The sequence below is a fragment of the Shumkonia mesophila genome, assembly GCF_026163695.1.
GTDB lineage: Bacteria > Pseudomonadota > Alphaproteobacteria > Rhodospirillales > Shumkoniaceae > Shumkonia > Shumkonia mesophila.
The window spans coordinates 119217-142795 of the sequence record NZ_JAOTID010000012.1 but is presented as its reverse complement, the minus strand read 5'-3'; the positions used below and the strand labels follow the sequence as shown (position 1 = coordinate 142795).

Here is a 23579-nt window from a genome sequence, read left to right as displayed (position 1 = left end):
GGGGCGGCCGAGGATTGCCACATAATCGGTCAAATAGCGGCACATGAAAGTTAAAAATCCAACATGAAGGCAATGATTACAACATTACTTCCCGATTATCGAAAGGTCCTGGGCATCTTCTTGTATTGGGACGGATCGTGAAATAATGTCGCCCGTTCGAATTCCTTATAAAGGTCATGGATTTCCGGCATACGGGGATTTTTTCCCCTGGAGGGGACAGATGAGAAGGACGCTTTTCTCGACGACACTTTGCCTTTCCGTCCTGCTGTCGGGAGCCGCCCTGGCGGCCGGCGGCAACGAGCTGCTGGTCTATACGGCGGCCGATGACGGCAAGCTGCACGCCGCGCTGGCCGATGCCTTTTCCAAGAAGTATCCGGACATCCAGGTCAAGCAGGTGATCCTGAGCACCGGCCCGGTGACCGAAAAGACCATCGCCGAGCGCGCCAATCCCCAGGCCGACGCCATCTACGGGGTCAATTCGTTCGCCCTCGATCAGTTGAAGAACGCCGGCGTCATCGAACCCTATGCGCCGAAGGGAACGAAAATTCCCGGCCGCTTCGCCGACGCCGATGGCTTCTATGTCTATCATTGGCTGACCCTGATGGTGGCGGCCGTCAACACCCAGATGATGGAGCAGAAGGGCAAGCCCGTCCCCGCCTCGTGGAAGGACCTGGCCTTGCCCGCCTACAAGGGCCTGATCACCATCGCGGCGCCGACCAAGTCGGGCACCGGGCTCACCATCTTCACCACGCTCAAGGACGCCTACGGCTGGGACTACGTCGACGCGCTGCATAAGAACATCTTCCAGTACAATTCCTCGGGCAGCGCGGCCGGCCGTCAGGCCGGCGCCGGCGAGACGGCCATCGGGCTTACCTACGACACCGCCGTCATCAACCAGGTCAAGGCCGGGTTGCCGGTCAAGATGGTGTTCCTCGACATGACGCCGAACGTCAAGGAGGGGGGCGCCCTGGTGCTCGGCGCGCCGCATCCCGAGAACGGCAAGAAGTGGCTCGACTTCATGGCCAGCCCGGAAGGCGCCGCCGTCTATGCCCCCTTCATCGGCGTGCCGACGACGCCGGGCCTCGGCGAGATCGACGTCTCCAAGGTCCAGCTCTGGGAATACAAGGCCCCGGTCGACGCCGCCGCCTTCAAGAAGGAATGGGCCCAGAAGTACGAGAAGTAGGCGGGACGGAAAACCGGCCCCGCGGGCCCGTTGCCCGCGGGGCCGCCGTCCGTGAAGCCGGAGGAAGAGCGTGGCCCGTCTGCGAATCGACAATGTCGTCAAGCGCTTCGGCGAGTGCGTCGCCGTCGACGGCGTGTCGCTCGACATCGCCTCGGGCGAATTCGTCACCCTGGTGGGGGCCAGCGGCTGCGGCAAGACCACGCTGCTGCGCCTGATCGCCGGCTTCACCCGGCCCGATCGCGGCGAGATCTGGATCGGCGAACGGCGGGTCGACGACGTGCCGCTGCGCAAGCGCAACATCGGCTTCGTCTTCCAGTCCTATGCCCTGTTTCCGACCATGACGGTGGCCGGCAACATCGGCTTCGCGCTGCGCCTGCGCCGCCGCCCCAAAGCCGAGGTCGAGTCCCGCGTCGCCGAGTTGTGCGCGCTGACCCGCCTGGAGGGGATGGAGGGCCGCTATCCCCACGAACTCTCCGGCGGCCAGCAGCAGCGCGTCGCCCTGGCCCGCGCGCTGGCCCCGCACCCGGCCATCCTGCTCCTGGACGAGCCGCTCTCGGCGCTGGACGCCAAGATCCGCGCCCACCTGCGCGCCGAGGTCAGGGCCGTCGTCAAGGAACTGGGCATCACCACCGTCTATGTCACCCACGACCAGGAAGAGGCGCTCTCGATGTCCGACCGCGTGGCGGTGATGGATGGCGGCCGCTTCCGGCAGGTCGGGCGGCCGATGGACGTCTATGCCCGCCCGGCCGGCGCCTTCGTCGCCAACTTCATCGGCACCAGCAACCGGCTGGACGGCCGGGTGGTGAACGGCACCGTGCGCATCGACGGCCTGGCCGTCCCCATGTCGGCGGCCGGCGCCGTCGACGGCGAGTGCGTGGTCTGCCTGCGCCCCGAGCACGTCCGGCTGGCGTCCCGCTCGTCGGGTACCGGCGTCTGGGCGCGCGCCGAGATCGAGGCCTTCGCCTTTCTGGGGCAAAGCGTGCGGGTCACCACCCGCCTGGCCGACGGCAGCCGCCTGCTGGCCGACATGCCGACCGAACGATGGCTCGGCCTCGGGCTCGCGCCCGGCGATCCGGTGCTGTGGTCTGTCGATCCCGAGGCCGTGCTGGTCTTCCCCGGAACGGACGCGGGCACGGCGGGCGCGTGATGGCCCGCACGTCGACGTACGTGGTGTCCCTGCTGGCGGCGGCGTTGCTGTTCGTCTTCATCGTGGTGCCGCTGGGGGCCGTCCTTCTGAAAAGCGTCTATGTCGAGGGGCCGCTGCCGCCGCGCGTCGTGCGCGCCGCCGTGCTGGATGCGCTGGATCGTCTGGACGGGGCCGGGCGCGTCCGCTCGATGGCCCAGTGGGAAGCCTCGCTGACCGAAGTCCAGCGCATGGAAACGACGGCGGCGACGCTCGCCGCCATCGGGGTGCCGCCGACCTGGGACCGCAAGGCCGACTACGCCTCCCAGTTCGTCGCCGCCGGCCAGGCGACGGCGGCGCTCGACGCCACCAGTCGGGCTGCCTTCGACGCCGAATATCCGCTCCAGATGGTGGTGCTGCACAAGCGCATTCCGCTGGCCTTCATGCTGCGCGGCCAGCTTGCGCCCGAGGAGTTCGAGCGCCTGCGCACCGGCGCCCGCAAGGGCTTCAGCCTGGAAAACTACCGCGCGTTTCTGGAGGATTCGCACCTGCTGCGGGCCGGGCGCAACAGCCTGATCGTCTCGACGCTGACCAGCCTGATCACCGTCGTGCTGGCCTATGCGCTGGCCTTCGGCATCAACCGCAACGGCATCCGCGCCCCCGGCCTGGTGCGCGGCCTGGTGCTGCTGCCCCTGGTCTCGCCCCCCGTCATCATGGCGTTTGCCGGCATCCTGCTGTTCGGCCGCCAGGGGCTGATCACGCGCAAGGTGCTGGAGGACATGCTGGGCCTCATCGACGCCGACGTCACCAACATCTACGGCTTCGTCGGCGTGGTGACGGCGATGGTGCTGAGCTATCTGCCGCACGCCTACATCGTGCTCGACGACGTGCTGGCCCGCCACGACGGCCGGGTCGAGGAGGCGGCGGCCAGCCAGGGCGCCACCGCCTGGCAGGTGTTCGCCCACGTCACCCTGCCGCTGACCCGCCCCGGCGTCATCCGCACCGCGCTGGTGGTCTTCATCCTCAGCATGACCGATTTCGGCAATCCGCTGGTCATCGGCCGCAACTATCCGGTGCTGGCCGGCGTCATCTATGACGAGATTGTCGGCTTCCAGAACGTGTCGCTGGCGGCGGCGCTTTGCGTGTGGCTGATCCTGCCCACCCTTCTCGCCTATTTCCTGTTCGAGCGCTTAGGGAAGCGCCACCGCTTCGTCTCGGGGTCCGGCACCGGGGCGCCGCCCGAACTGCCGCTGCCGCTGGCCGCCCGCCTGGGGCTGGAAACGGTGGCCGTTGGCGTGGGCGCCGTCGTCGTCGTCTTTTTCGGCATCATCGTGGTGGGTTCCTTCACCCGCGTCTGGGGCATCGACTTCACGCCGACCCTGACGCATTACAGCGTCCATTCCGAACTCTACGCCAGCTTCAGCGAGGCCATGGGCATCCCCACCGTGTGGACCAGCCTCAAGATCGCCGGCGCGGCGGCCGTCTTCGGCGGCGTCTTCGCGGTGCTGGTCGCCTATCTCGTGGAACGCACCCGCATCCCCGGGCGCCATGTCATCGGCTTCGTCGCCCTGCTGCCCGGCGTCGTGCCCGGCGTGCTGCACGGCATCGGCTATCTGGTCGCCTTCAACCGGCCGTTCGGGCTGACCGAACTGTCGCTGGTGGGCACGCCGGCCATCCTCATCCTCAACGTGCTGTTCGCCAACATCTTCGTCGGCGTGCTGGCGGCGCGCGCCACGCTTCAACGCATCGACACCGGCATCGACGAGGCGGCCGAGGTGCTGGGCGCCAGCATGATCCAGACCTTCTTCCTGGTCACCCTGCCTTCCATCCGCCGGGTGCTGCTGCTGGCCTCCCTCTATGTTTTCGTGCACGGCACGGTGACGCTTTCCGCCGTCATCTTCCTGGTCAGCCCCGATACCATGATGGCCTCGGTCGGCATTTTCCTGCACGCCGAGAACGGACGCTACGGGCTGGCCTGCTCGATGAGCGTGCTGATCCTGGCCCTGGTCGTCGCCGTGATGGGCCTGATCCGCCTGATCGAGCGGCGCGGCGAAGGCAGGCCCGTCCTGCGGGTGTTGCCGCAGACGGATTGAGCCGGCGGGGTGCGATTCCGCTTGCCTGGGTCGGCGGCGCCGTCAAGAATCGCGCCCGTCTTCGCGCCTCCAGGAAAAAACCGGAAAGGGCACATCGTGCGCAACCTCGAACTCCCCGGCCGCTCGCCGGTGCATGGCACGCGCGGCATGGCCGCCTCCTCGCATCCGCTCTCCACGCTGACCGCCATCACTATTCTTCAGAAGGGCGGCAACGCCATCGACGCGGCGGTGGCCGCCATCGCCGTGCAATGCGTGGTCGAGCCCGGCTCGACCGGCATCGGCGGCGATTGCTTCTGCATCATCGCGCCGAAGGGCCAGGACAGGCTGATCGGCTACAACGGCTCGGGGGCGGCGCCGGCGGCGGCGACGCCCGAATGGTTCGCCAGCCAGGGCATCGCCAAGATCGAGCGCCACACCCCGCATGCGGTGACCATCCCCGGCGCCGTCGACGGCTGGGCGCGGCTGGTCGCCGATCACGGGCGGCTGCCGCTGGCAGACGTGCTGGAGCCGGCCATCGGTTTCGCCCGCGACGGCTATCCCATCGCTTCGCGCGTCGCCTTCGACTTCGCCAACGAGGTGGCGACCCTTTCCAAGGACCCGACGGCCAGGCGCATCTTCCTGCCGGGCGGCCGGCCGCCCACGGTCGGGCAGTTGCACCGCCAGCCGGAACTCGCCAAAACCCTGGCGCTGATCGCCGAGAAGGGCCGCGACGCCTTCTACACGGGGCCGGTGGCCGAGGACATCGTCTCCTACCTGCGCGGCCTGGGCGGCCTGCACACCCTGGACGACTTCGCGGCGCATGCGGGCGAGTACGTGACCCCCATTCGCACCGCCTATCGCGGCTACGATGTCTGCGAGATCCCGCCCAACGGCCAGGGCCTGACCGCGCTGATCCTGCTCAACATCCTCTCGGGCTACGACATGGGGGGCTACGCGCCGATGTCGCCCGAGCGCCTGCACATGGAAATCGAGGCGACGCGCCTGGCCTATGCCGACCGCAACGCCTTCATCGCCGATCCCCGCCACGCCACGGTGCCGGTTGCCGAACTGCTGTCGGCCGGGCACGCCGACGCGCTGCGCGCCCTCATCACCCCCGGCAAAGCCATGAAGTCGGTGCCGCGCCCGCAACTGCCGGCCCATCCCGACACCGTCTATCTGTGCGTCGTCGACGAGGAGAGGACGGCGGTCAGCTTCATCAACTCGCTGTTCAACGGCTTCGGCAGCGGCCTGGTCAGCCCCAAGAGCGGCGTCGTGTTGCAGAACCGCGGCTGCGGCTTTGTGCTCGATCCCGCCCATCCCAACTGCATCGCGGGCGGCAAGCGGCCGTTCCACACCATCATCCCGGGGATGCTGGTCAAGGACGGGCGCGTCGTCATGCCGTTCGGCGTCATGGGCGGTGCCTATCAGGCGTGCGGCCATGCCCACGTTTTGGGCGGATTCCTCGATCACGGCCTCGACATCCAGGAGGCCATGGACCAGCCGCGTGTCTTTCCGACCGCCGAGGGCATCGTCGAGGTGGAAAGCGGCCTGCCGGCAGAAACGCTGCACGCCCTGCACCGCTATGGTCATCGCACCGGCGCGCCCGGCAAACCCCAGGGCGGCGGCCAAGCCATCTGGATCGATTGGGACGAAGGCGTGCTGACCGGCGGTTCCGACCCCCGCAAGGACGGCTGCGCGCTGGGCTACTGAGCCCCTCGCCGGGATCAGCGGGCCGGCGGCCGCCGGTCGTGGGCGTCGACGTCCACGCGGCCGCCTTCGCGGCTGTGGGCCCGCACGTGTACCGGCCCACCGGCCGCGCCCGCGGCATCGATCCGCGGTTGCCGCAACGGTCCGTCGACCTGCCGGCCGGTGGCGTCGCGGCGCACCGGCCGGTTGCCGTAGGCCCGCTCGAACCAGGCCCGCACCCGGGCGTGGGTTTCCGCCTGGGCCGGATGGCCCGCTTGCCGGTAGGCATCGGAGGCCATGACCGCCCTGACGTCGTCCTCGTTCCACGACCCGACCGGCCTGCCGGAAAAGGAGGGCGCGCCGTACTCGGGATGACGGTCCCGTTCGTCGTCGGAGTTGTAGGACTCGGCGGGCGGCGCCACTTGGCTCCAGTCCGGTGGCCAGTTCATGTCGGGGGAATCCGATTTGCCTAAGGGCTGGTTGAGCCAGCGGGCCGTGCCGCCCCTGCCGCTGCCACCCTGCGGGATTGCTGCGTCGATCGCCGCGCGGGCGCGTGTGACGACCTCGTCGTAGGTGACGGCCCGGCGGCCGATGGCGATGCCGATTTCATTGTTGTGCTGGTCCATCTTGCGTTCGTCATCGGACTGTCCAGCCCCTTGATACGTTTCATGCGCGTTCAGCGCGGCAAGGGCCATCGCCGCCCCATAGCGCCGTGTCATTTCGGCGGCGCCGATGATGTGGCGGTAGGCGTCGCCCGGTCCGTTGTGCAGGCCGGGCAGGCGAGAAGCCCCCGCCTCCCGGTACGCCGGGCCGACGCCGACGGCTTCCCTATATATTCTCTCAAGATCCATCGATCCGGCTTCCCAGTCTCAAACGCTGCGTTAGAAGAAGATGCATTTGATCAACTCGGCGTCGACGCTCCGCGCGCGGATATGAATGTCATAAAAGCACCAGTTCGCCCCGAACTTGGGCTGCAGACGGATGGCGTGTTTCTCGCTTTCGCCGCGTCCGGGGCGCTTCAGGATGATTTCGAGACGACCGCGTCTCGACCATTCGTCGTACCCTATGGTGATCGTTTTGCTCCACGAATCGCCAAGCGACCTCCCTTCCACCCGAACGCCCTCCTTCAGGGCTTTGCCCTCGAAAATCACACGTTCGATAACAACCGGCGCGCCCGACTCATTTAGCAGGCTGATGTTGACTTCGAGCGGTTGGATGGCGGCAACAAGAAAGGGGAGAAGGTAATAGTAGACCACCCCAACCAACATCACGACGCCGCCGATGGCTGTTGCCACCCACCGAGCCCATCTTGCCAGTCGGTGCCAGTTCATCGCTCCGCCTCCCCGCTGCCACGCAATCAGTAATAATGGAACATACCAGGAACAATCGGCGTGGTCAAGAAAATATTCCTCGCTCGTTTCGCGGGCGCTGCGATCTATCCTTCTCGCAAAAGAATTAACCGCCGGAGCGGCGGAAGTTCCGGCGCCCCGCGTGGCGGAGCGGCCATGCCGATGGCGCATTCCAGGCCGGCGATTCCGGCATGGCGATTCCCGCCTTCCTGTATTGAAGCGCTTCCCCGTCCTTCCCAGGTGTGATGCGAACCGTTCGCAACGCGAGCGGCCGCGGCCACGCCGCCGGAAGTGGCACGCGAATTGCGAGGAAATCGCAAAAGCCTATGGGAGCCTGCACGTCCGTGGATGCGCAATCGCAGACACAGATTGCTGACCACGGAGGTTTATGATGGAACGTCGACTGCCAGAACTCGAATCCCTACGCTTTCCCAGTCCCTATTCCCGCGACGACTTCTCCCTTCTCGAAAAGGAGGTCGCCCGCCTGCAGGGCGAGATCACCCGCCAGATGGCGGCCAGCCTGTGGCGGGGCATCCGCAAGACGGCCTCGGCCGTGGCGCGGATCTTCGTCCTCATCGCCAGGGCCGGGGCTGCGTCCCGCCTCTACGACGAGTTGAACCGCATGGACGACGCGACGCTGGCCAACCTCGGCCTCAGCCGTGAAGCCATTCCGCAGTACGTGCAGGCTTCGATGGAAGACGGGGCCATGCGGTGGCCGACGGCCGCGCCGGCCGCCACCCTGCGGGAAATCGACGGCGATCCGTCCGACGCCGCCGTTGCCGACAACGACGGGGCGCAACGCCGCGCGGCGGCCTGACGGCGCGGTCGATCCTCGAAGGGGCTTGCCCGACTGGCGCCGATGCGCTGAGATGCGAGGTCGCGGTCGCGCCGCAACCGCCCGACCGGGCGGAACCGCGGCGGGCCGTCGCATCCAGCGGGGATGGGTGCCGGGCCGGCCGTGGCGGCCGGCCTTCCCGGGGGGGGAGACGAGGTGAGCCTGTTCCTGTTCGTGCTTGCCGGCGCCTGGCTGGGCGGTTTCGTTTCCGGCCTGGCGGGTTTCGGCACCGGCCTGGTGGCCCTCGGCCTGTGGCTGCATGTCGTCGAACCCGCGCTGGCCGCGCCCCTCGTCGTCATCTGCTCGGTGGTGGCCCAGCTGCAATCGCTGTTCGTCGTGCGCCGTGCCATGAATTGGCGGCGGCTGTGGCCGTTCATCGCCGGCGGCCTCTTTGGCGTGCCGCTCGGCGTGATGGCCCTCGACCTGGTGCCCGCGGCCACCTTCAAGGCCGTGCTCGGCGCCTTCCTGGTGATCTATTCGGCGGCGATGCTGTTGTCCGGCCGGCTGCCGGTGGTCGCCTGGGGCGGACGGGCGGCCGACGCCGTCGTCGGGTTCGGCGGCGGCATCCTGGGCGGTGCCGCCGGCCTGTCGGGGCCGCTGCCGACCCTGTGGTGCGGCCTCAAGGGTTGGAGCAAGGACGAGCAGCGGGCCGTCTTCCAGACCTTCAATTTGAGCATCCTGGCCACGGCGCTCGTCGCCTATGGCGTGCAGGGCGTGCTGACCGCCGAGGTCGGAAGGCTCGCCCTCATCTGCCTGCCGGGCACGGTTCTGGGCGTCTGGCTCGGCATGAAGACCTATGGCCGGGTCGACGACCGCCAGTTCCGGCGGATCGTGCTGTGGCTACTGCTGGTGTCGGGTGGCTTCCTGGTGGTTTCGCGGTTCTTCTGACCGGCCCCCATTCCATCCCACGATGTGGAGTGGTCATATTTTAAGCAGGCTGTGCCCGCAAAATAACCAGCTTTCCGGCGGATATCCGCCAAAATCGAATGTTACCACATTGTGAAATAACATCCCACTTGCCTTGACGGCGGGGAGGGCGGGGTGCATATGCTCTCGTACTGAGAATGACTATTAAATAAAACAATGCTCGGGGCGCGGCGCGCCACCGGGTGTCGCAAGCGGCGGGGGGCCGCACGTCCGTGGGGTGCAATCGGCAGAAACCGTTTGGAAACCTACGGAGGAAGATCATGCAACGATACGATGCAGCACCGGACTATCTCGAGCGTGCCGGCACGTACACCTTTCGCGATGTCGCCCGCGTGCAGGAAGACGCTGCCCGTCTGCAGGCAGAGGTCAACGCCCAGGTGATGGGCGCGCTGGTCGGCGGAATCGGCCGCGCCGCCCGCTGGCTGGCTTCCGGCACGGCCCGGGTTCTCAGCGATCATTGGGCCGGCGTCGCCGCGGGCCGCCTGACCAGCGAGCTCGGACGCTTCAGCGACAGCCAGTTGGCCCGCCTCGGCATTGCCCGGGAGGACATTCCGTCCTACGTGGCGACACGGGTCGGCACGCCGCTGAGGGGCGACCGTCCGGTCATCGATTCCCTCCGACCGTCCATGCTTGGAAGCGACGTCGCCGACGAGGCCGCCGCCAACGAGGACCCGGTCCGTCGACGCGCCGCCTGAAAGCCCGCGGGGACCGGGCACGCCGCATCGGGCGGCGCGCCCGCCGCGGGCCGGAGGCGGCCGAGCGCCCGTCATCCCGGCTCCGCCATGCGATTCATGCATGGCTGGCCGGCGCCGGGACGAAACCGGTTTTCCTTGCACGGCGGATCATTTTTCGTACGTTGTCGGCAACCGACAGTTGGGGTAATTCCCGACGATCAACAAGACGCCCCCCACAAGGCGCACCCTCAGCCCAGCAGTGGAATGGCCGCGCGTCCGTGGAAGCACGACGACGAAACTTTGGATGCAGACCACGGAGTGTCAGATGAATTACCAAGCGATCGGACGAATGGTCAAAATGGGCGTCGGCGTCGGGCTCTACATGTTCGGCGCGGTGCAGCGCGCCACCGAATCTCTCCGCCTGTACAACCAGTTGCAGCGGCTCGACGACGATGAACTGGCGGCGCTGGGCATCCCGCGCGACCGCATCGGGCGTCACGTGGCCGAAAACATGGACCCGGTGACCCTGAAATCGATGAGCGCCTCCATGGCGCCCGAGGCCCGTCCCGTCCCGGCGGAAGACACCGTCCTGCAGCGCCGCGCCGCCTGAACGCCGGCGTACCGCTCGGCCGCGGCCTAAGGCCCGGCCGGCGGCGGCAGGTCGCTCGACGGCGGCAGCACGATCGACGGACGGCCCGCCGCCGAACGGGCGGGGTCGCCGTCGCCAGCCCGCTGGAGAATCTCGACGATCCCTTCGGCCGCCGCCTGCGCGGCGAGGCCGGCGATGCCGCCCCACCGACGGTCGAGGCGGCCGGCCGGCACCATGTTCTCCTGGTTCGCTTCGCCCACGTCCCGGCCGTCCGGCGTGCTCACCCGCCATGCGATGGCGATTCGCTGGTTGCCGTCCTTGGGCGGATCGGCGGTGACGGTGCCCCGCACCACGTGGGTGGCGCCGTCGGCGGTCTCGGCCAGCCCGAACGGTCCGGCCTCCAGGACGCGGCGCAGGGCGGTGGCCAGCGCCGCGTTGCCATCGCCGGGCGCCCCGGCGACCTCGCTCAGAAACACGCCGCGACGCACGTCGGGTCCGGCGGCCGGCAGCTCGGCATCGACACCGACGAGGGCGGCCAGCGCCTTGGCGGGCCGCTGGCCGGCCACCCCGATGGCGCCGGGGTCGGTGGCGAACGGGGCCTCGACGGCCTGGGTGTGGATGCCGGTGGCTTCGCCCTCGGCGTCGTAGAGCGTCCACAGGATGGCGGCGTCGGCGGGCGTCGCGGCGGCGGGGGCGGCATAGACGCCGCGCAGCACGAATCGGCTGGCGGTGCCCGGGCGCGAGGTGGCGGTCACGCCATAGGCGCCCAGGTTTTCGGCCACCGCGCGGGCCAGCGCTTCGCCGCTCGAAGCCGGCAGCCCGGCGACCGGCGCCACCCGCACGTCGATCGCCAATTCGGCCAAGGGATAGGCCGAGCCCTGGGCGACGTGCTCGAACGGCTGCGGCAGCGGCCCGCAAGCGGCCGCCAGCAGCAGAAGGGCTAAGACCAATCCGCGACTCACACGCATGTCACATCAGGGCGCAGGTGGCGACCAATCCGACAACCAGAACGAAGATCAGCAGAATCATATAGGGCATGGCGGCGATATTCAGCCCCCCGCCGCCCGCCGCGTCAATCGCCGAGGATGACCGCCGACAGGTTGCGCCCGCAGGCGGCCTCGCCGGCCAGCGTCGATCGGCGGTGGCTGAAGAAGCGGTCGGCCTCGCGGCAGGTGTCGATCTGCAGCATCTGGATGTGCTTGAGGCCGATGGCATCGATCCGCCGGAACAGATAGGTCGGCAGGTCGAACAGGAAACGGCCCGGATTGCGCGACGGCGCGAAGAACGAATCGTTGGCGGCGGCGTCGGCGAGGAAGGTGTCGCGGAATTCGGGTCCGACCTCGTAGGAACCGTGGCGGATACACGGACCCATCACGGCGACGATGCGGCTGACCTTGGCGCCCGCCTGTTCCATGGCGGCCACCGTCGCCTCGGCGATGCCGGCCCGCGCCCCCCGCCAGCCGGCGTGGGCGGCGCCGATCACCTTGGCCCGCGGATCGGCGAACAGCACCGGCATGCAGTCGGCGGTAAGCAGGCCGAGCGCGATGCCGGGAACCGCCGTCACCAGGCCGTCGGCCTCGGGCGCGTCTTCGCGCGCCCACGGCTTTTCCACCACCACGGCCGTGGCCGAATGGACCTGGCGGGCGGTCAGCAGGGCCTCCGCCGGCTGGTCCATCATGGCCATGGCGCGGGCCCGGTTGGCGGCGACGCTCTCCGCCGCATCGCCGTTGCCGTAGCCGCAGTTGAGGGAGTCGTAGACTCCCTGGCTGACGCCACCCCGGCGGGTGAAGAAGCCGTGGCGGACGCCCTTCAGGCCATTGAATGCCGATGACGTAATCATGGCCGCTTTATAGCGGTGAAGACCCCAGTCGATAAAGGGATTTCGTCGCATCCCCGGCTCGCAATGCGCGTGCCGCGCGCATCAGGCGAAGCCCGGCGGCGGCGGCAGGCCGGGATGCTGCAGGGAAACCGCCTTGAACAGCGTGCCCATTTCTCCGGCGGCGGTCAGCCGATGGCGGGCGGCGCGGATGGCGTCGGCCTGTGCCGGGCTGGCGCCGGCGAGAAGGGCGTCGGCCCGCGCCCCGAGACCCAGCCGCTCGAGGAAAAGGCCTTGCCCGATCGGCCCGAACGGCCGGGCGCCGGCCTCGCCGGCAGCGCGGGCCACCGCCTCGAAGTCGACATGGGCGGTGAGATCGGCTTGGCCGGGGTCGGCGAGCGGGTCGTGGTAGGCATGGCCGCGCACCGCCTGCAGGGTGTCGCCGGGGGCGCTCCGCGGGTGGCCGTAATCGACGATCAGGGCGGCGCCGCCCGTTCCGGCCAGCCGCCGGCCGATGGCGTCGATCACCCCGATGACGGCTGGCGAGACCTCGGCGATGGCGCCCACCGGCGCGTCGATGACGGCGGCCGGCAACAGCGGCGGCCGTCGGCTTGGCGGCGACAGCACGAAGATCAGCCGGTCGCCGCCCGGCCCGGCCGCCACCAGGCGCTCGCACCAGCCGGCGGCGGTGCGCTCGAACTGGCGGATGGGCAGGGCGTCGAGGAATTCGTTGGCGACCAGGATCATCGGGCCATCGGGGACGCCGGAAAGGTCGGCGTGCCACAGCGGCGGGTGCGGCGGGGCGGCCTTGGCCAGGGTGGCGGCCTGAATGCGGCGCAGGACGGGGCTGGTTTCGACCAGGTGAAGACGGGCGGCCTCAACGAAACCCGGCACCGTGCGGCTGGCCCGGATGGCGTCGGCCATCAGCGTGCCGCGACCCGGTCCCAGCTCGACCCACCGCACCGGATCGGGCCGGCCCATGGCCTGCCAGACTACCGCGCCCCACAGTCCGATCAGTTCTCCGAACATCTGCGAGACCTCGGGCGCGGTGACGAAATCGCCGGCGGCGCCGAACGGATCGCGCGTCGCGTAATAGCCGAAGCGGGGGTGGCCCAGGGCTTCCGCCATGTAGTCGGCCACCGTCAGCGGCCCGCCAAGGGCGATGCGGCCGAGCAGGACGTCGAGAAGGCCGCCGGCCATGGATCAGGTTCGCGGCCGCGCCCGCAGGATCAGGTAGAGGCCGACGGCCAGCATCGGCGCCGACAGCCATTGGCCCATGGTGGTGCCGCCCAGCAGGAAGCCGATGTGGGTGTCGGGCTGCCGGAACAGTTCGGCCACGGTGCGGGCCAGGGCATAGCCGATCAGGAAGGCGCCGGTCAGGATGCCGGGGCGGCGGCGCACCGTCTTTCGCCGCCACAGCAGGTGGAGGACGACGAACAGCACCACGCCCTCCATCAGCGCCTCGTAAATCTGGCTGGGATGGCGCGCCATGGGCCCGCCGTTGGGAAAAACCATGGCCCACGGCACGTCGGTTTCGCGTCCGAACAACTCGCCGTTGATGAAGTTGGCCAGCCGCCCGAAGAAAAGCCCGATCGGCGCCGCGCAGGCGATGGTGTCGCCGAAGGCGAGCAGCGGGATGTTGCGGCGGCGCACGAAGAGGAGGAGGGCGACGAGAACGCCCAGGAGTCCGCCGTGGAACGACATGCCGCCGGCCCATACCTGGAAGATGGCCAGCGGATTCGAAAGGTAATAGGCGGGCTGGTAGAACAGCACATACCCCAGGCGCCCGCCCAGCACCACGCCGAGCGTCGCCCAGACCAGGAAATCGTCGACGTCGCGGGCCGGGGTGACCGGCGGCGGCCCGTCGACCAGGCGGCGCACATAGCGCCAGCCGAGGATGAGGCCGGCGACGTAGGCCAGGCCGTACCAGCGGATGGCCAGCGGCCCGAACTCGATCAGCACGGGGTCGATGTTGGGGAAGGCGATCGCGAAGGTCATGGCGGCGTCCGTCCCGTGGGGTGCGTTTCAGCGATAGGGGTCGGGGGCGTCGAGGAAATCCTGGACGTAGTGCGCAACCCCGTCCTCCAGGGCCGTGAAGGGCCGCTTGAAGCCGGCGCCGCGCAGCCGGGTGGTGTCGGCCTCGGTGAAGTACTGGTACTTGTCGCGGATGGCTTCCGGCGTCGGCACGTACTCGATATCGGCATTGCGCCCCAGCGCCCGGTAGACGGCGCCGGCCAGGTCGGCGAAGCTGCGGGCTTTGCCGGTGCCGCAGTTGAGCAGGCCGCTGACCCGCGGGCTTTCGAGAAGCCAGAGGATGACCTCGACGCAGTCTCCGACCCACACGAAGTCGCGCAACTGCCCGCCGTCGGGATAGTCGGGGTGGTGCGACTTGAACAGCACCGCCGGCTTGCCCGCCTTGGCCACCGGATAGAGGTGGGAGACGACGCTGGCCATCTTGCCCTTGTGGTACTCGTTGGGCCCATAGACGTTGAAGAACTTGAGGCCGGCCCATTGCGGCGGCTTGGGCTCGCCGTCGGCGAGCAGGCGGGCGACCCGGCGGTCGAACAGAAGCTTGCTCCAGCCGTAGGGGTTGAGCGGCCGCAACAGGGCCTGGGCGGCGGGGTCGGCGTCGTCGACGAAGCCGTGGCCGCCGTCGCCGTAGGTGGCGGCGGAAGAGGCATAGATGAAGGGCGCGCCGCGTTCCGCGCACCAGCGCCAGAGGTCGAGCGACAGCCGGAAGTTAGTGGCGACGATCAAGTCGGCGTCGGTCTCGGTGGTCGAGGAGATGGCCCCCATGTGGACGATGGCGCGAACGGCGTTGCGATGCTCGTCCAGGAATTCGAACAATCGGTCGGGGGGGATGACGTCGACGAGTTCGCGCTTGGCGATGTTGCGCCATTTGTCGCCGTTGCGCAGGCGGTCGCACACGGCGATCGGCCCCATTCCCCGCTCTTCGAGGGCGGCGACGACGTTCGACCCGATGAAGCCGGCCCCGCCGGTGACGACGATCATGGTGCGTTTATAGGGCGGCCGACGGCGCCCCGCAAGCCGCGGCGACTGGTCGCTGTTGCGAGGAAAACGGCCACCTTGTTTTAGCAATCCATGACTGCATAGGCGTCGAAGACCTTCTCCAACTCTCGTTTGTAATCTGAGACCTGGCGCACGTTACGCGGATTCAGCCTCTTAGTCCGCGCGGGCTGGCCATTGCTAAAATATCGGCAGAGCTTTTTTGCTGGGCCTGATGCGTATACCACAACCAGCGTCAAATCTTTGCCAGTCTTCCTCATTTCGGCTTCGTAAATGGGGTCCAGTACCGTGTTCCATGCTTGACGTGGCAAGCGAAGGCCGAGTTCCTTCGCCAAGTTGCCGTACGTGATGGTCTCTCGACGTTTCGCTGTATTGCATAGAATTTTGCGGCATTGGTCGTAGTGATCAAGAAGGCTTGGCATCACAACCTCCCTTCATTATAGATTTTCGACCACTTCACACTATTTTATATCGAGCCGCTTATGACATCCAGATCATCGACCGCCACAAAGGATGGCCTATGCTCCCGATCTCCCACCCCGGCCGGCTGCTCAAGCGCGAGCTGGTGGCGCGCGATTTGAGCGCCAACCGGCTGGCCCTCGACCTTGGCGTTCCGTCCGGCCGCATTACGGACGTCCTCAACGGCCGCCGCTCGATCACCGCCGACACGGCCGTGCGGCTTGGCCGGTATTTCGGCAACAGGCCGCAGTTCTGGCTCGATCTCCAGAGCCAGTACGATATTGCCGTGGTCGAAGGCGAGCGCGGCGAAGAAATCGAGCGACGGGTGAAACCGGCGGACGCGGCGTGACTCCGAGGAACGAGGCGGCCACCGGCGGGAACCGCCGGTTGCGTCCACCGCCGCCGGGCCCCATAATGACTTCCTAAGCAAATCCGCTTCGCGGAGGGACCCGATCATGCAGACCAGCAACCGTATCCTCGACGATCTCGCCCGCGTCGCCAACGGCGCCGTTTCGACCTTGACGGGCATCAAGGGGGAGCTGGAGGCCATGATCCGCCATCAGCTCGAACGCATTTTGGCCGACCGCGACACCGTGCCGCGCGAGGAATTCGAGGCCGTCAAAGCGATGGCCGCCAAGGCGCGGGCCCAGCAGGAGACGCTGGAAAAGCGCGTGGCGGCGCTGGAGGCCAGGCTGCCCGGCGAGGGGGCGCCCAAGGCCGCCAAACCGCGGCGCGCCAAACCCGCCGCCAAGCCGGCCGGGAAACCCGACGCCCAGGGTTAATGCGGCCTCGGCCCGCCGCCTTTTGCGCCTCATCCTTATCCACAATAAACCGGCCTTCCCGCCAAAAGGAGGCTTGCATGGCGAGTCGCCTTTTGGCAGGCTATAATTGGTATCAAAGAGTGCGATGGGCCACTACATATCGGGCGGTGCCTTTTATGCAGGGGTGAGGGACGGTCCATCCCACACGGCGGCCGAATGCCTTACCTGGCTATTGGGGGAGATGCGGCCATGCGGGCTTCCACCCTTTCCGACGAAAAGTCGATTGTCGATCCGCTCGATGTGGTGGAACGGGTCGTCACCGCCAACGACTGGATGTTCGACCGGCGCAGCGATCAGGAGATGGCTGCCCAGGTTCCCGGCCATTGGTGCGACTACAGCCTCTACTTCGCCTGGAACGAGGAGGTCGGCGCGCTTCATTTCACCTGCGCCTTCGACATGCGGGTGCCCGCCGAGAAGAAGGCCGGCATCGGCCAGTTGCTGTGCCTGGTCAACGAGCGCATGTGGCTCGGCCACTTCGGCATGTGGGAAGAGGAGGGGCTGCCCATGTACCGCCACGCCCTGCCGCTGCGCGGCACCGGCGGACCGACGCCCGAGCAACTGGAAGACCTGTTGGACAACGCGGTCGCCGAGTGCGAGCGCTTCTATCCGGCCTTCCAATTCGTCATCTGGGGCGGCAAGTCGCCGCAGGACGCGCTTTCCGCCGCCATGGTGGAAACCGTCGGCGAGGCCTGAGCGTTTCGATGGCGTCTTCGCTTATCCTGGTCGGCTGCGGGAAGATGGGTGGCGCCCTGCTTGAGGGCTGGCTGGAGCGCGGCGTCGATGCGGCCGATGTCGTCGTCGTCGAGCCCCACGCCCCGGCGGCCGGCCCGGCCACGGCGCGCGGGGTGGCGGTCGTTGCCTCGGCCGACGCCGTGCCGGCGGCGAAACGGCCCGACGTCGTGATCTTCGCCGTCAAGCCGCAGATGATGGACGGCGTCCTTCCCGGCTATGCGCGGTTCGCCGCCGACGGGCCGGTTTTCCTGTCGATCGCGGCCGGCAAGACCATCGGCTATTTCCGGCGCCACCTCGGCAAGGATGCCGCCATCGTCAGGGCCATGCCCAATACCCCGGCGGCGGTGCGCCGCGGCATGACGGTGGCCTATGCCAGTCCGCCGGTCGCCGAAACCCAGCGCCGCCTGTGCGACGGCCTGCTATCCGCCGTCGGCGAAGTCGCCTGGATCGACGACGAGGCGCATCTCGATGCCGTCACTGCCCTTTCCGGCGGTGGGCCCGCCTATGTCTTCCTGCTGGCCGAGGCCCTAGCCCAGGCCGGCGTCGAGGCCGGCCTGCCGGCCGATCTGGCGGCGCGCCTGGCCCGCGTCACCGTTGCCGGTTCGGGCGAACTGCTGTACCGCTCGCCGGAGCCGCCGGCGGTGCTGCGCCAGAACGTCACCAGCCCGGGCGGCACCACCGCCGAGGCGCTCAAGGTGCTGATGGCCGCCGATGGCTGGCAGCCGCTGCTGACCAAGGCCATCGCCGCCGCCACCCGCCGCTCGCGCGAACTCGCCGGCTGACGGCCGGCTTGCCGCCGCCGCCGTCGCTACCTAACATTATGGTGGGGGAAGATGCGCGGCGAACTGTCGCCGCGAAGGATAAGGAGGAGGCGATGGCACGCCGACCGGCTGACCATCCGCGCGCGCCCAAGGGCGCCGGCACCGACGACCGGGCCGGGCGCATCATCGACGCCGCGCTGGACCTTGCCGCCATCGAAGGCTGGAGCGGCCTCGGCATGACGCAAATCGCCCAGGCGGCCGGCCTGACGCTGGGCGAACTCCATGCGGCGTTTCCATCCAAAAACTGCCTGTTCGACGCCTTCATCCGGCGGGTCGACGGCGAGGTCCTGGCGGCCGGTCCGGCCGACGCCGACGAGGCGGCGCGCGATCGCCTGTTCGAGGTGCTGATGCGGCGTTTCGACGCCCTGGCCCCGCACAAAGCGGCGGTGGCGGCGATCCTTCGGGACATCGTCGATCCCACCGTCGGCCTCGTCGGGCTGCCGGCCATGGCCCGCTCGATGGCATGGACGCTGGAGGCGGCGGGGCTGTCCTCGGCCGGCTTGGGCGGGCTTGTCCGCGTGCAGGGGCTGATGCTGGTCTATGCCGATGCCGTGCGGGTCTGGCTGCGCGACGACACGCCCGACATGGCGAAAACGATGGCGGCGCTGGACAAGGGATTGCGGCGCGCCGAAACGCTGGTTCATCTGGCGTCGGGCCTGGCGCCGTGCCGGCGCCCCGCGGCCCGGCCGGCCGCTGGCGAGCCGCCGCCGGCCTAGACCGGCAGCCGCACGCGGGCGCGAAGCCCGCCGGTCGGGGCCTCGCCCAATTCGATGTCGCCGCCGTGGCCGCGCACGATGTCGCGCGCGATGGCCAGCCCCAGGCCACTGCCGCCGGTTTCCGGATTGCGCGAACTGTCCAGCCGGAAGAACGGCTTGAAGACCTCGTCGCGCTTGTCGGCGGGAATGCCCGGTCCGTCGTCGTCGATGAGAATCTCGATGGCGTCGGCCCGCCGGCCGGCGCGAATCCACACGTGCTCGGCGTAGCGCAGCGCGTTGTCGATCAGGTTGGCGATGGCCCGCTTGAGCGCGTTGGGGCGCAACGGCATGGTGAAGGGGCCTTCGCAGTGAAGGTCGATCTGGCCGCCGTTGCGCCGGGCCTGCTCGGCGACCTCGGCCAGAAGGTCGGTCAGGTTGGCCAGCCGGGGCTGTTCGGTGCCCTCGCCGCGGGCGAAGGCCAGATAACCCTCCAGCATATGCTCCATCTCGGCGACGTCGGTCCGAAGATCGCTGATGCCGTCGGCGTCGCCGCTCATCGCCAGTTGCAGCTTCATGCGGGTCAGCGGCGTGCGCAGGTCGTGCGACACCCCCGACAACATGTCGGTGCGCTGGCTGATCTGGCGCTGGATGCGCTCGCGCATGGCAAGGAAGGCGGTGGTCGCCTGGCGCACCTCGGTGGCCCCCTCGGGCTTGACGCGGACCACCTCGCGGCCCTTGCCGAAGTTGTCGGCGGCGACGGCCAAGCGACGGATCGGCTTCACCTGGTTGCGCATGAAGATGGTGGCGACCCCGAACAGGATCATCGAGGTGCCGATCATCCACAAGACGAACACGTAGACGGTGGAACTGAACAGCCGCTTGCGGGGCACGATGACCTCGAGCACGCCGGCCGGCAGCTGGATGCTCGCCACGTAGAAGCGATCGAGCGACTCGGTGTCGAGCACGAACGGTTGGGTGACCTGTTCGCGCAGGGCGTCGTCCATCGCCTGCTCGGTCACTCCCCGGGGTTGGGCCGGCTGGTTGGGCAGGATGGCCTTCTCCTGGAGGGCGACCGTCAGCTCCATGTGATCGGCGGCCAGCCTGAAGATCCAGTTGCGGTCTTCGGCATCCGGAAACTGGCGAAGCAGCGAGATGACGGTTCCGATGTCGCCGGCCACGCCGCGCGCCAGGCGCAGCGAGATCTTGTCCCAGTGGCTTTCGTAGAAGATGGCGGCCGACACCAGCTGCAGCAGCACCAGCGGGGTGACGATGATCATCAGCGAGCGGCCGAGAAGGCTGCGCGGCAGAAGTCGCTTGGCGGTGTCGGTCAGGAAACCCATCGGCGTCAATCCGGGCGCAGCACGTAGCCCCGCCCCCGCACCGTCTGCAGATAGCGGGGGAAGCGGGGATCGGGCTCGATCTTGCGCCGCAGCCGGGTCACCTGCACGTCGATGGCGCGGCCGTCGCCGGTGGCGCCGGTGCGCGCGATCAGCTCCTCACGGCTGAGGATTCCGCCCGGCGTTTCGGCCAGCGCGTTCAGCAGCGCGGCCTCGACCGAGGTCAGGCGGACGTCGCGACCCTTGCGGCGGAGCCGCTCGCGCTTCGGATCGTAGGTGGCGTCCCCCATGTGGATCTCGACGTCGCCGGGGGCTGCCGCCTGGGGCACCCGGCGCAGGATGCTGCGCAGGCGCAGCAGAAGTTCGCGCGGCTCGAAGGGCTTGGACAGATAATCGTCGGCGCCGCGCTCCAGCCCGGCGATGCGATGCTCGGCTTCGCCCATGGCGGTCAGCATGAGGATCGGCACGCTGCTGCGCGTCCTCAGGTCGGCGGCGAAATCGAGCCCGCTTTCGCCCGGCATCATGAGGTCGAGCACGATCAGGTCGAAGGCGATGCCGGCCAGCCGTTCGCGGGCGTCGGCGGCGTCCTTGGCGGTCGACACGCGAAAGCCGTTCTCGCTCAGGAACTTCTGAAGAAGCCCCCGCAGCCGGGTGTCGTCGTCCACCACCAGGACATGCGGAAGATCGTCGCTCGCCACCGCCCTATCCAATTTCCCGTTCTCTCCCGGCCCGTCCGGGACCGGCGCTAGACTAGCACAACCGCGGGGAGTCGCGTCAAAGGAAGCGCAGTGCGGGCGCCTTGGCCGCGGTTCCCACGACGGGGCGCCGTCTGCTATTTTGAGGCCCGTCATCGCCGGGAGAAAAGCCATGCCGTCTGCCGTCTCCATGCGCGCCATGGTTCTCGATGCCGCGGGCCTGCCGCTCCGCCTGCGCCGGGTGGCGCGCCCCGAGCCGGCCGCCGGCCAGATTCTGGTGCGGGTCGCCGCCTGCGGGGTCTGCCGCACCGACCTGCACGTCGTCGACGGCGAGTTGACCGAGCCGAAGCTGCCGATCATCCCCGGTCACGAGATCGTCGGCCGGGTGGCGGCGCTGGGCCCCGGCGTCGAGCGCTTCGCCGAGGGCCAGCGGGTGGGCATTCCGTGGCTGGGCTTCAGTTGCGGCGTCTGCCGCTTTTGCCTGGAGGGTCGCGAGAACCTGTGCCGGGCCGCCCGCTACACCGGCTATCAACTGGACGGCGGCTATGCCGACTACGCGCTGGCCGACCAGCGCTATGTTTTCCCCATCGGCGGCGACTATTCCGACGCCGAGGCGGCGCCCCTCATGTGCGCCGGCCTCATCGGCCACCGCTCGCTGCGCATGGCCGGCGATCCCGTCCGCCTCGGCCTTTACGGCTTCGGCGGCGCCGCCCACATCGTCGCCCAGGTGGCGGCCTTCGAGGGCCGCCAGGTGTTCGCCTTCACGCGGCCGGGCGACGACGCGGCCCAGGCCTTCGCCCGCGACCTGGGGGCGGTGTGGGCCGGCCCGTCGGACGCGCTGCCGCCCGAGCCGCTCGACGCCGCCATCCTGTTCGCTCCGGTGGGCGCCCTGGTGCCGGCGGCGCTCGCCGCCGTCGGGCCGGGTGGCCGGGTGGTCTGCGCCGGCATTCATATGAGCGACATCCCCAGCTTTCCCTACCGGCTGTTGTGGGAGGAGCGCGAGATCGTCTCGGTGGCCAACCTGACGCGCAAGGACGGCGAGGATTTCCTGGCGCTGGCCCCCAAGGTGCCGGTGCGCACCACCGTCGAATGCTTTCCCCTGGAGCAGGCCAACGAGGCGCTGGCGCACCTGCGCGATGGCCATGTCCACGGCGCCGCGGTCCTGATGACCGGGGCTTAGGGCCGGGCGGATCACAGGGGGTCGAGGTCGAGCCGCTCGATGCGGGGGCGGTCCTCGGGGTTGATGATGGCGCGCAGCACATTGCGGAATTCATGGCCGTTGCCGGACTTCGTCTCGGCATAGGCGCGAGCGATGCGGCGGGCCTGCAGCGCGGTCAGCGTGGCTTCCAGTTCGCGGCCCTTGTCGGTGAGGTGGAGCAGGCGGTGCCGGCGGTCGCGGGCATTGGCCTTCTGGATGACGAAGCCTTCATGCAGCAGCTGGTTTAGCACCCTTCCCAGGCTTTGCTTGGTGATCTTGAGGATGCCCAGCAGGTGGCTGACGGTGGCGCCCGGATGGCGGCCGACGAAATAGATGACCCGATGATGGGCGCGGCCGAACCCATAGCGCGCCAGGATGGCGTCGGCCTCGGCGGTGAAGTCGCGGTAGGCGTAGAACAGAAGCTCGATGGCCTGGCGCAACTCGGCCTCGCTGAGCGAGGGCTCCACGGGGGCGGGGGTGGGGGTGTCCATCGGGATGGGAGTGCCTCAAAAAAATACGTCAGTGTTGTTGACGTATATCGCAAAAAATGGTACCAGACGCAACAACCTTTTCGATATTGACCCCGGGATGAAAGATAATTCCATGGCTGCGGCAACAACCCCCTACGACGACCGCGACGGTTTCATCTGGTACGACGGCAAGCTGGTTCCCTGGCGCGACGCCAAGGTTCACGTGCTGACCCATGCGCTTCACTACGCCTCCTCGGTGTTCGAGGGCGAGCGTTCCTACGCCGGCAAGATTTTCAAGTTGACCGAGCACACGGAACGTCTGGTGAAGGGCGCCGACACCATGGGATTCAAGATTCCCTTCTCGGTGGCCCAGATCGAGGAAGCCTGCCGCGAAACCTGCCGCGCCAACGGAATCGTCGATGGCTATGTGCGCCCCGTGGCGTGGCGTGGCAGCGAGATGATGGGCGTTTCGGCGCAGCACAACACCATTCATCTGGCGGTCGCCACGTGGTCCTGGCCGGCCTACTTCTCGCCGGAATTCCGCAACAAGGGGATCCGCCTGACCATGGCCGAATGGCGCCGGCCCGCGCCGGATACCGCGCCGGCGGGCACCAAGGCGGCAGGGCTTTACATGATCTGCACGCTTTCCAAGCACTCGGCCGAGAACAAGGGGTTCCACGACGCCCTGATGCTCGATTACCGCGGCTTCATCGCCGAGGCGACCGGCGAGAACGTGTTCCTGGTGATCGACGGCAAGCTGCACACGCCGCTTGCGGAATGCATCCTCAACGGCATCACCCGCCAGACGGTGATGGGCTTGGCCCGGAAACGCGGCATCGAGGTGGTCGAACGTCACATCAAGCCCGAGGAAATGGCCAACGCGACCGAGCTGTTTTTGACGGGCACCGCCGCCGAGGTCACGGCGGTCGGCAGCATCGACGCCTACAATTTCACGGTCGGCAACGTCACCCAGACGCTGCGCGACGATTACGAGCGCCTGGTCGGCAAGGCGCCGGTCGCCGCCTGACGCCGGGTTCATTCGCCGGAATCGCAAAGGCCGGGCCTGGTGC

The 23579-nt window shown here is 68.4% G+C and carries 26 protein-coding genes; 15 read left to right on the top strand and 11 right to left on the bottom strand.

All coding sequences use genetic code 11. The features are described from left to right. The first annotated feature begins 220 nt into the window (after window positions 1-220). The 4 genes from ODR01_RS18455 to ggt all read left to right on the top strand — a co-directional run bounded on the left by ODR01_RS18455 (window position 221) and on the right by ggt (window position 6088). The gene (locus ODR01_RS18455; RefSeq protein ID WP_316979169.1) at window positions 221-1183 is read left to right on the top strand and encodes an extracellular solute-binding protein; all 963 of its coding nucleotides are present in this window, start codon (window positions 221-223) and stop codon (window positions 1181-1183) included. A gap of 70 nt (window positions 1184-1253) precedes the next feature. Continuing rightward, the gene (locus ODR01_RS18450; RefSeq protein ID WP_316979168.1) at window positions 1254-2330 is read left to right on the top strand and encodes an ABC transporter ATP-binding protein; all 1077 of its coding nucleotides are present in this window, start codon (window positions 1254-1256) and stop codon (window positions 2328-2330) included. Further along, window positions 2330-4399 carry an ABC transporter permease gene (locus ODR01_RS18445; RefSeq protein ID WP_316979167.1) on the top strand — a complete coding sequence of 690 codons (2070 nt, stop codon included), beginning with the start codon at window positions 2330-2332 and terminating at the stop codon, window positions 4397-4399. The genes ODR01_RS18450 and ODR01_RS18445 overlap by 1 nt, the downstream gene beginning before the upstream one ends. Window positions 4400-4495: 96 nt before the next feature. Continuing rightward, on the top strand, window positions 4496-6088 hold the full coding sequence (gene ggt / locus ODR01_RS18440) for a gamma-glutamyltransferase (protein ID WP_316979166.1): 1593 nt from the start codon (window positions 4496-4498) through the stop codon (window positions 6086-6088). Between the two features lie 14 nt (window positions 6089-6102). On the opposite strand, the gene ODR01_RS18435 is transcribed toward ggt, so the two are convergent. Next, on the bottom strand, window positions 6103-6915 hold the full coding sequence (locus ODR01_RS18435) for a DUF6973 domain-containing protein (protein WP_316979165.1): 813 nt from the start codon (window positions 6913-6915) through the stop codon (window positions 6103-6105). Between the two features lie 30 nt (window positions 6916-6945). Beyond that, the gene (locus ODR01_RS18430) at window positions 6946-7359 is read right to left on the bottom strand and encodes a hypothetical protein (RefSeq protein ID WP_316979164.1); all 414 of its coding nucleotides are present in this window, start codon (window positions 7357-7359) and stop codon (window positions 6946-6948) included. A gap of 442 nt (window positions 7360-7801) precedes the next feature. Between ODR01_RS18430 and ODR01_RS18425 the strand changes: the two genes are divergently transcribed. The 4 genes from ODR01_RS18425 to ODR01_RS18410 all read left to right on the top strand — a co-directional run bounded on the left by ODR01_RS18425 (window position 7802) and on the right by ODR01_RS18410 (window position 10459). Next, window positions 7802-8230 carry a DUF1127 domain-containing protein gene (locus tag ODR01_RS18425; RefSeq protein WP_316979163.1) on the top strand — a complete coding sequence of 143 codons (429 nt, stop codon included), beginning with the start codon at window positions 7802-7804 and terminating at the stop codon, window positions 8228-8230. Between the two features lie 174 nt (window positions 8231-8404). Continuing rightward, window positions 8405-9136, top strand: coding sequence for a sulfite exporter TauE/SafE family protein (locus ODR01_RS18420; protein WP_316979162.1), 732 nt, complete (start codon window positions 8405-8407; stop codon window positions 9134-9136). Window positions 9137-9435: 299 nt separating this feature from the next. Further along, the gene (locus ODR01_RS18415) at window positions 9436-9870 is read left to right on the top strand and encodes a hypothetical protein (RefSeq protein ID WP_316979161.1); all 435 of its coding nucleotides are present in this window, start codon (window positions 9436-9438) and stop codon (window positions 9868-9870) included. 304 nt (window positions 9871-10174) lie between these two features. Next, entirely contained in the window at window positions 10175-10459 is a 285-nt protein-coding gene (locus tag ODR01_RS18410; protein ID WP_316979160.1) for a hypothetical protein, read from the top strand. 26 nt (window positions 10460-10485) lie between these two features. On the opposite strand, the gene ODR01_RS18405 is transcribed toward ODR01_RS18410, so the two are convergent. The 6 genes from ODR01_RS18405 to ODR01_RS18380 all read right to left on the bottom strand — a co-directional run bounded on the left by ODR01_RS18405 (window position 10486) and on the right by ODR01_RS18380 (window position 15703). After that, window positions 10486-11388, bottom strand: a complete 903-nt coding sequence (locus tag ODR01_RS18405) for a hypothetical protein (RefSeq protein ID WP_316979159.1) — start codon at window positions 11386-11388, stop codon at window positions 10486-10488. A gap of 122 nt (window positions 11389-11510) precedes the next feature. After that, complete coding sequence (gene pgeF, locus ODR01_RS18400) at window positions 11511-12278, bottom strand: peptidoglycan editing factor PgeF (protein ID WP_316979158.1); 768 nt, start codon at window positions 12276-12278, stop codon at window positions 11511-11513. 81 nt (window positions 12279-12359) lie between these two features. Next, window positions 12360-13454, bottom strand: a complete 1095-nt coding sequence (locus ODR01_RS18395) for a class I SAM-dependent methyltransferase (protein ID WP_316979157.1) — start codon at window positions 13452-13454, stop codon at window positions 12360-12362. Between the two features lie 3 nt (window positions 13455-13457). Further along, window positions 13458-14252 (bottom strand): prolipoprotein diacylglyceryl transferase, encoded by a 795-nt coding sequence (gene lgt / locus ODR01_RS18390; protein WP_316979156.1) that lies wholly within the window; start codon window positions 14250-14252, stop codon window positions 13458-13460. Between the two features lie 27 nt (window positions 14253-14279). After that, complete coding sequence (gene rfaD / locus ODR01_RS18385; protein WP_316979155.1) at window positions 14280-15266, bottom strand: ADP-glyceromanno-heptose 6-epimerase; 987 nt, start codon at window positions 15264-15266, stop codon at window positions 14280-14282. Window positions 15267-15346: 80 nt separating this feature from the next. After that, the gene (locus ODR01_RS18380) at window positions 15347-15703 is read right to left on the bottom strand and encodes a hypothetical protein (RefSeq protein ID WP_316979154.1); all 357 of its coding nucleotides are present in this window, start codon (window positions 15701-15703) and stop codon (window positions 15347-15349) included. A 98-nt stretch (window positions 15704-15801) separates the two neighbouring features. Between ODR01_RS18380 and ODR01_RS18375 the strand changes: the two genes are divergently transcribed. The 5 genes from ODR01_RS18375 (at window position 15802) to ODR01_RS18355 (ending at window position 18830) form a co-directional block, all read left to right on the top strand. Beyond that, window positions 15802-16089, top strand: coding sequence for a HigA family addiction module antitoxin (locus ODR01_RS18375; protein ID WP_316979153.1), 288 nt, complete (start codon window positions 15802-15804; stop codon window positions 16087-16089). A 106-nt stretch (window positions 16090-16195) separates the two neighbouring features. Further along, on the top strand, window positions 16196-16522 hold the full coding sequence (locus ODR01_RS18370) for an accessory factor UbiK family protein (protein WP_316979152.1): 327 nt from the start codon (window positions 16196-16198) through the stop codon (window positions 16520-16522). Between the two features lie 228 nt (window positions 16523-16750). Continuing rightward, window positions 16751-17254 carry a type III secretion system chaperone family protein gene (locus ODR01_RS18365; RefSeq protein WP_316979151.1) on the top strand — a complete coding sequence of 168 codons (504 nt, stop codon included), beginning with the start codon at window positions 16751-16753 and terminating at the stop codon, window positions 17252-17254. Between the two features lie 8 nt (window positions 17255-17262). Then, window positions 17263-18075 (top strand): pyrroline-5-carboxylate reductase, encoded by an 813-nt coding sequence (proC, locus tag ODR01_RS18360; protein ID WP_316979150.1) that lies wholly within the window; start codon window positions 17263-17265, stop codon window positions 18073-18075. Between the two features lie 92 nt (window positions 18076-18167). Next, entirely contained in the window at window positions 18168-18830 is a 663-nt protein-coding gene (locus ODR01_RS18355) for a TetR family transcriptional regulator (protein ID WP_316979149.1), read from the top strand. Here ODR01_RS18355 and ODR01_RS18350 read toward each other — a convergent pair. Both ODR01_RS18350 and ODR01_RS18345 read right to left on the bottom strand, forming a co-directional pair. Continuing rightward, window positions 18827-20149, bottom strand: a complete 1323-nt coding sequence (locus ODR01_RS18350; RefSeq protein ID WP_316979148.1) for an ATP-binding protein — start codon at window positions 20147-20149, stop codon at window positions 18827-18829. The two genes, ODR01_RS18355 and ODR01_RS18350, sit on opposite strands and share 4 nt — an antisense overlap. A 5-nt stretch (window positions 20150-20154) precedes the next feature. Further along, window positions 20155-20844 (bottom strand): response regulator transcription factor, encoded by a 690-nt coding sequence (locus ODR01_RS18345; protein ID WP_316979147.1) that lies wholly within the window; start codon window positions 20842-20844, stop codon window positions 20155-20157. Window positions 20845-21013: 169 nt separating this feature from the next. Between ODR01_RS18345 and ODR01_RS18340 the strand changes: the two genes are divergently transcribed. Next, window positions 21014-22021 carry a zinc-dependent alcohol dehydrogenase family protein gene (locus tag ODR01_RS18340; RefSeq protein ID WP_449441456.1) on the top strand — a complete coding sequence of 336 codons (1008 nt, stop codon included), beginning with the start codon at window positions 21014-21016 and terminating at the stop codon, window positions 22019-22021. Between the two features lie 11 nt (window positions 22022-22032). On the opposite strand, the gene ODR01_RS18335 is transcribed toward ODR01_RS18340, so the two are convergent. Next, entirely contained in the window at window positions 22033-22530 is a 498-nt protein-coding gene (locus ODR01_RS18335; protein ID WP_316979146.1) for a MarR family winged helix-turn-helix transcriptional regulator, read from the bottom strand. Window positions 22531-22642: 112 nt separating this feature from the next. Between ODR01_RS18335 and ODR01_RS18330 the strand changes: the two genes are divergently transcribed. Beyond that, window positions 22643-23536, top strand: a complete 894-nt coding sequence (locus ODR01_RS18330) for a branched-chain amino acid aminotransferase (RefSeq protein ID WP_316979145.1) — start codon at window positions 22643-22645, stop codon at window positions 23534-23536. The last annotated feature ends 43 nt before the right edge of the window (window positions 23537-23579 follow it).

Excerpts from the sequence above, each read along its gene's own strand:
- ODR01_RS18455 (WP_316979169.1), top strand. The coding sequence starts at position 221 with ATGAGAAGGACGCTTTTCTCGACGACACTTTGCCTTTCCGTCCTGCTG.
- ODR01_RS18445 (WP_316979167.1), top strand. The coding sequence starts at position 2,330 with ATGGCCCGCACGTCGACGTACGTGGTGTCCCTGCTGGCGGCGGCGTTG.
- ODR01_RS18435 (WP_316979165.1), bottom strand. The coding sequence starts at position 6,915 with ATGGATCTTGAGAGAATATATAGGGAAGCCGTCGGCGTCGGCCCGGCG.
- ODR01_RS18425 (WP_316979163.1), top strand. The coding sequence starts at position 7,802 with ATGATGGAACGTCGACTGCCAGAACTCGAATCCCTACGCTTTCCCAGT.
- ODR01_RS18415 (WP_316979161.1), top strand. The coding sequence starts at position 9,436 with ATGCAACGATACGATGCAGCACCGGACTATCTCGAGCGTGCCGGCACG.
- ODR01_RS18410 (WP_316979160.1), top strand. The coding sequence starts at position 10,175 with ATGAATTACCAAGCGATCGGACGAATGGTCAAAATGGGCGTCGGCGTC.
- pgeF (WP_316979158.1), bottom strand. The coding sequence starts at position 12,278 with ATGATTACGTCATCGGCATTCAATGGCCTGAAGGGCGTCCGCCACGGC.
- ODR01_RS18395 (WP_316979157.1), bottom strand. The coding sequence starts at position 13,454 with ATGGCCGGCGGCCTTCTCGACGTCCTGCTCGGCCGCATCGCCCTTGGC.
- lgt (WP_316979156.1), bottom strand. The coding sequence starts at position 14,252 with ATGACCTTCGCGATCGCCTTCCCCAACATCGACCCCGTGCTGATCGAG.
- rfaD (WP_316979155.1), bottom strand. The coding sequence starts at position 15,266 with ATGATCGTCGTCACCGGCGGGGCCGGCTTCATCGGGTCGAACGTCGTC.
- ODR01_RS18380 (WP_316979154.1), bottom strand. The coding sequence starts at position 15,703 with ATGCCAAGCCTTCTTGATCACTACGACCAATGCCGCAAAATTCTATGC.
- ODR01_RS18375 (WP_316979153.1), top strand. The coding sequence starts at position 15,802 with ATGCTCCCGATCTCCCACCCCGGCCGGCTGCTCAAGCGCGAGCTGGTG.
- ODR01_RS18370 (WP_316979152.1), top strand. The coding sequence starts at position 16,196 with ATGCAGACCAGCAACCGTATCCTCGACGATCTCGCCCGCGTCGCCAAC.
- ODR01_RS18365 (WP_316979151.1), top strand. The coding sequence starts at position 16,751 with ATGCGGGCTTCCACCCTTTCCGACGAAAAGTCGATTGTCGATCCGCTC.
- proC (WP_316979150.1), top strand. The coding sequence starts at position 17,263 with ATGGCGTCTTCGCTTATCCTGGTCGGCTGCGGGAAGATGGGTGGCGCC.
- ODR01_RS18355 (WP_316979149.1), top strand. The coding sequence starts at position 18,168 with ATGGCACGCCGACCGGCTGACCATCCGCGCGCGCCCAAGGGCGCCGGC.
- ODR01_RS18350 (WP_316979148.1), bottom strand. The coding sequence starts at position 20,149 with ATGGGTTTCCTGACCGACACCGCCAAGCGACTTCTGCCGCGCAGCCTT.
- ODR01_RS18340 (WP_449441456.1), top strand. The coding sequence starts at position 21,014 with ATGCCGTCTGCCGTCTCCATGCGCGCCATGGTTCTCGATGCCGCGGGC.
- ODR01_RS18335 (WP_316979146.1), bottom strand. The coding sequence starts at position 22,530 with ATGGACACCCCCACCCCCGCCCCCGTGGAGCCCTCGCTCAGCGAGGCC.
- ODR01_RS18330 (WP_316979145.1), top strand. The coding sequence starts at position 22,643 with ATGGCTGCGGCAACAACCCCCTACGACGACCGCGACGGTTTCATCTGG.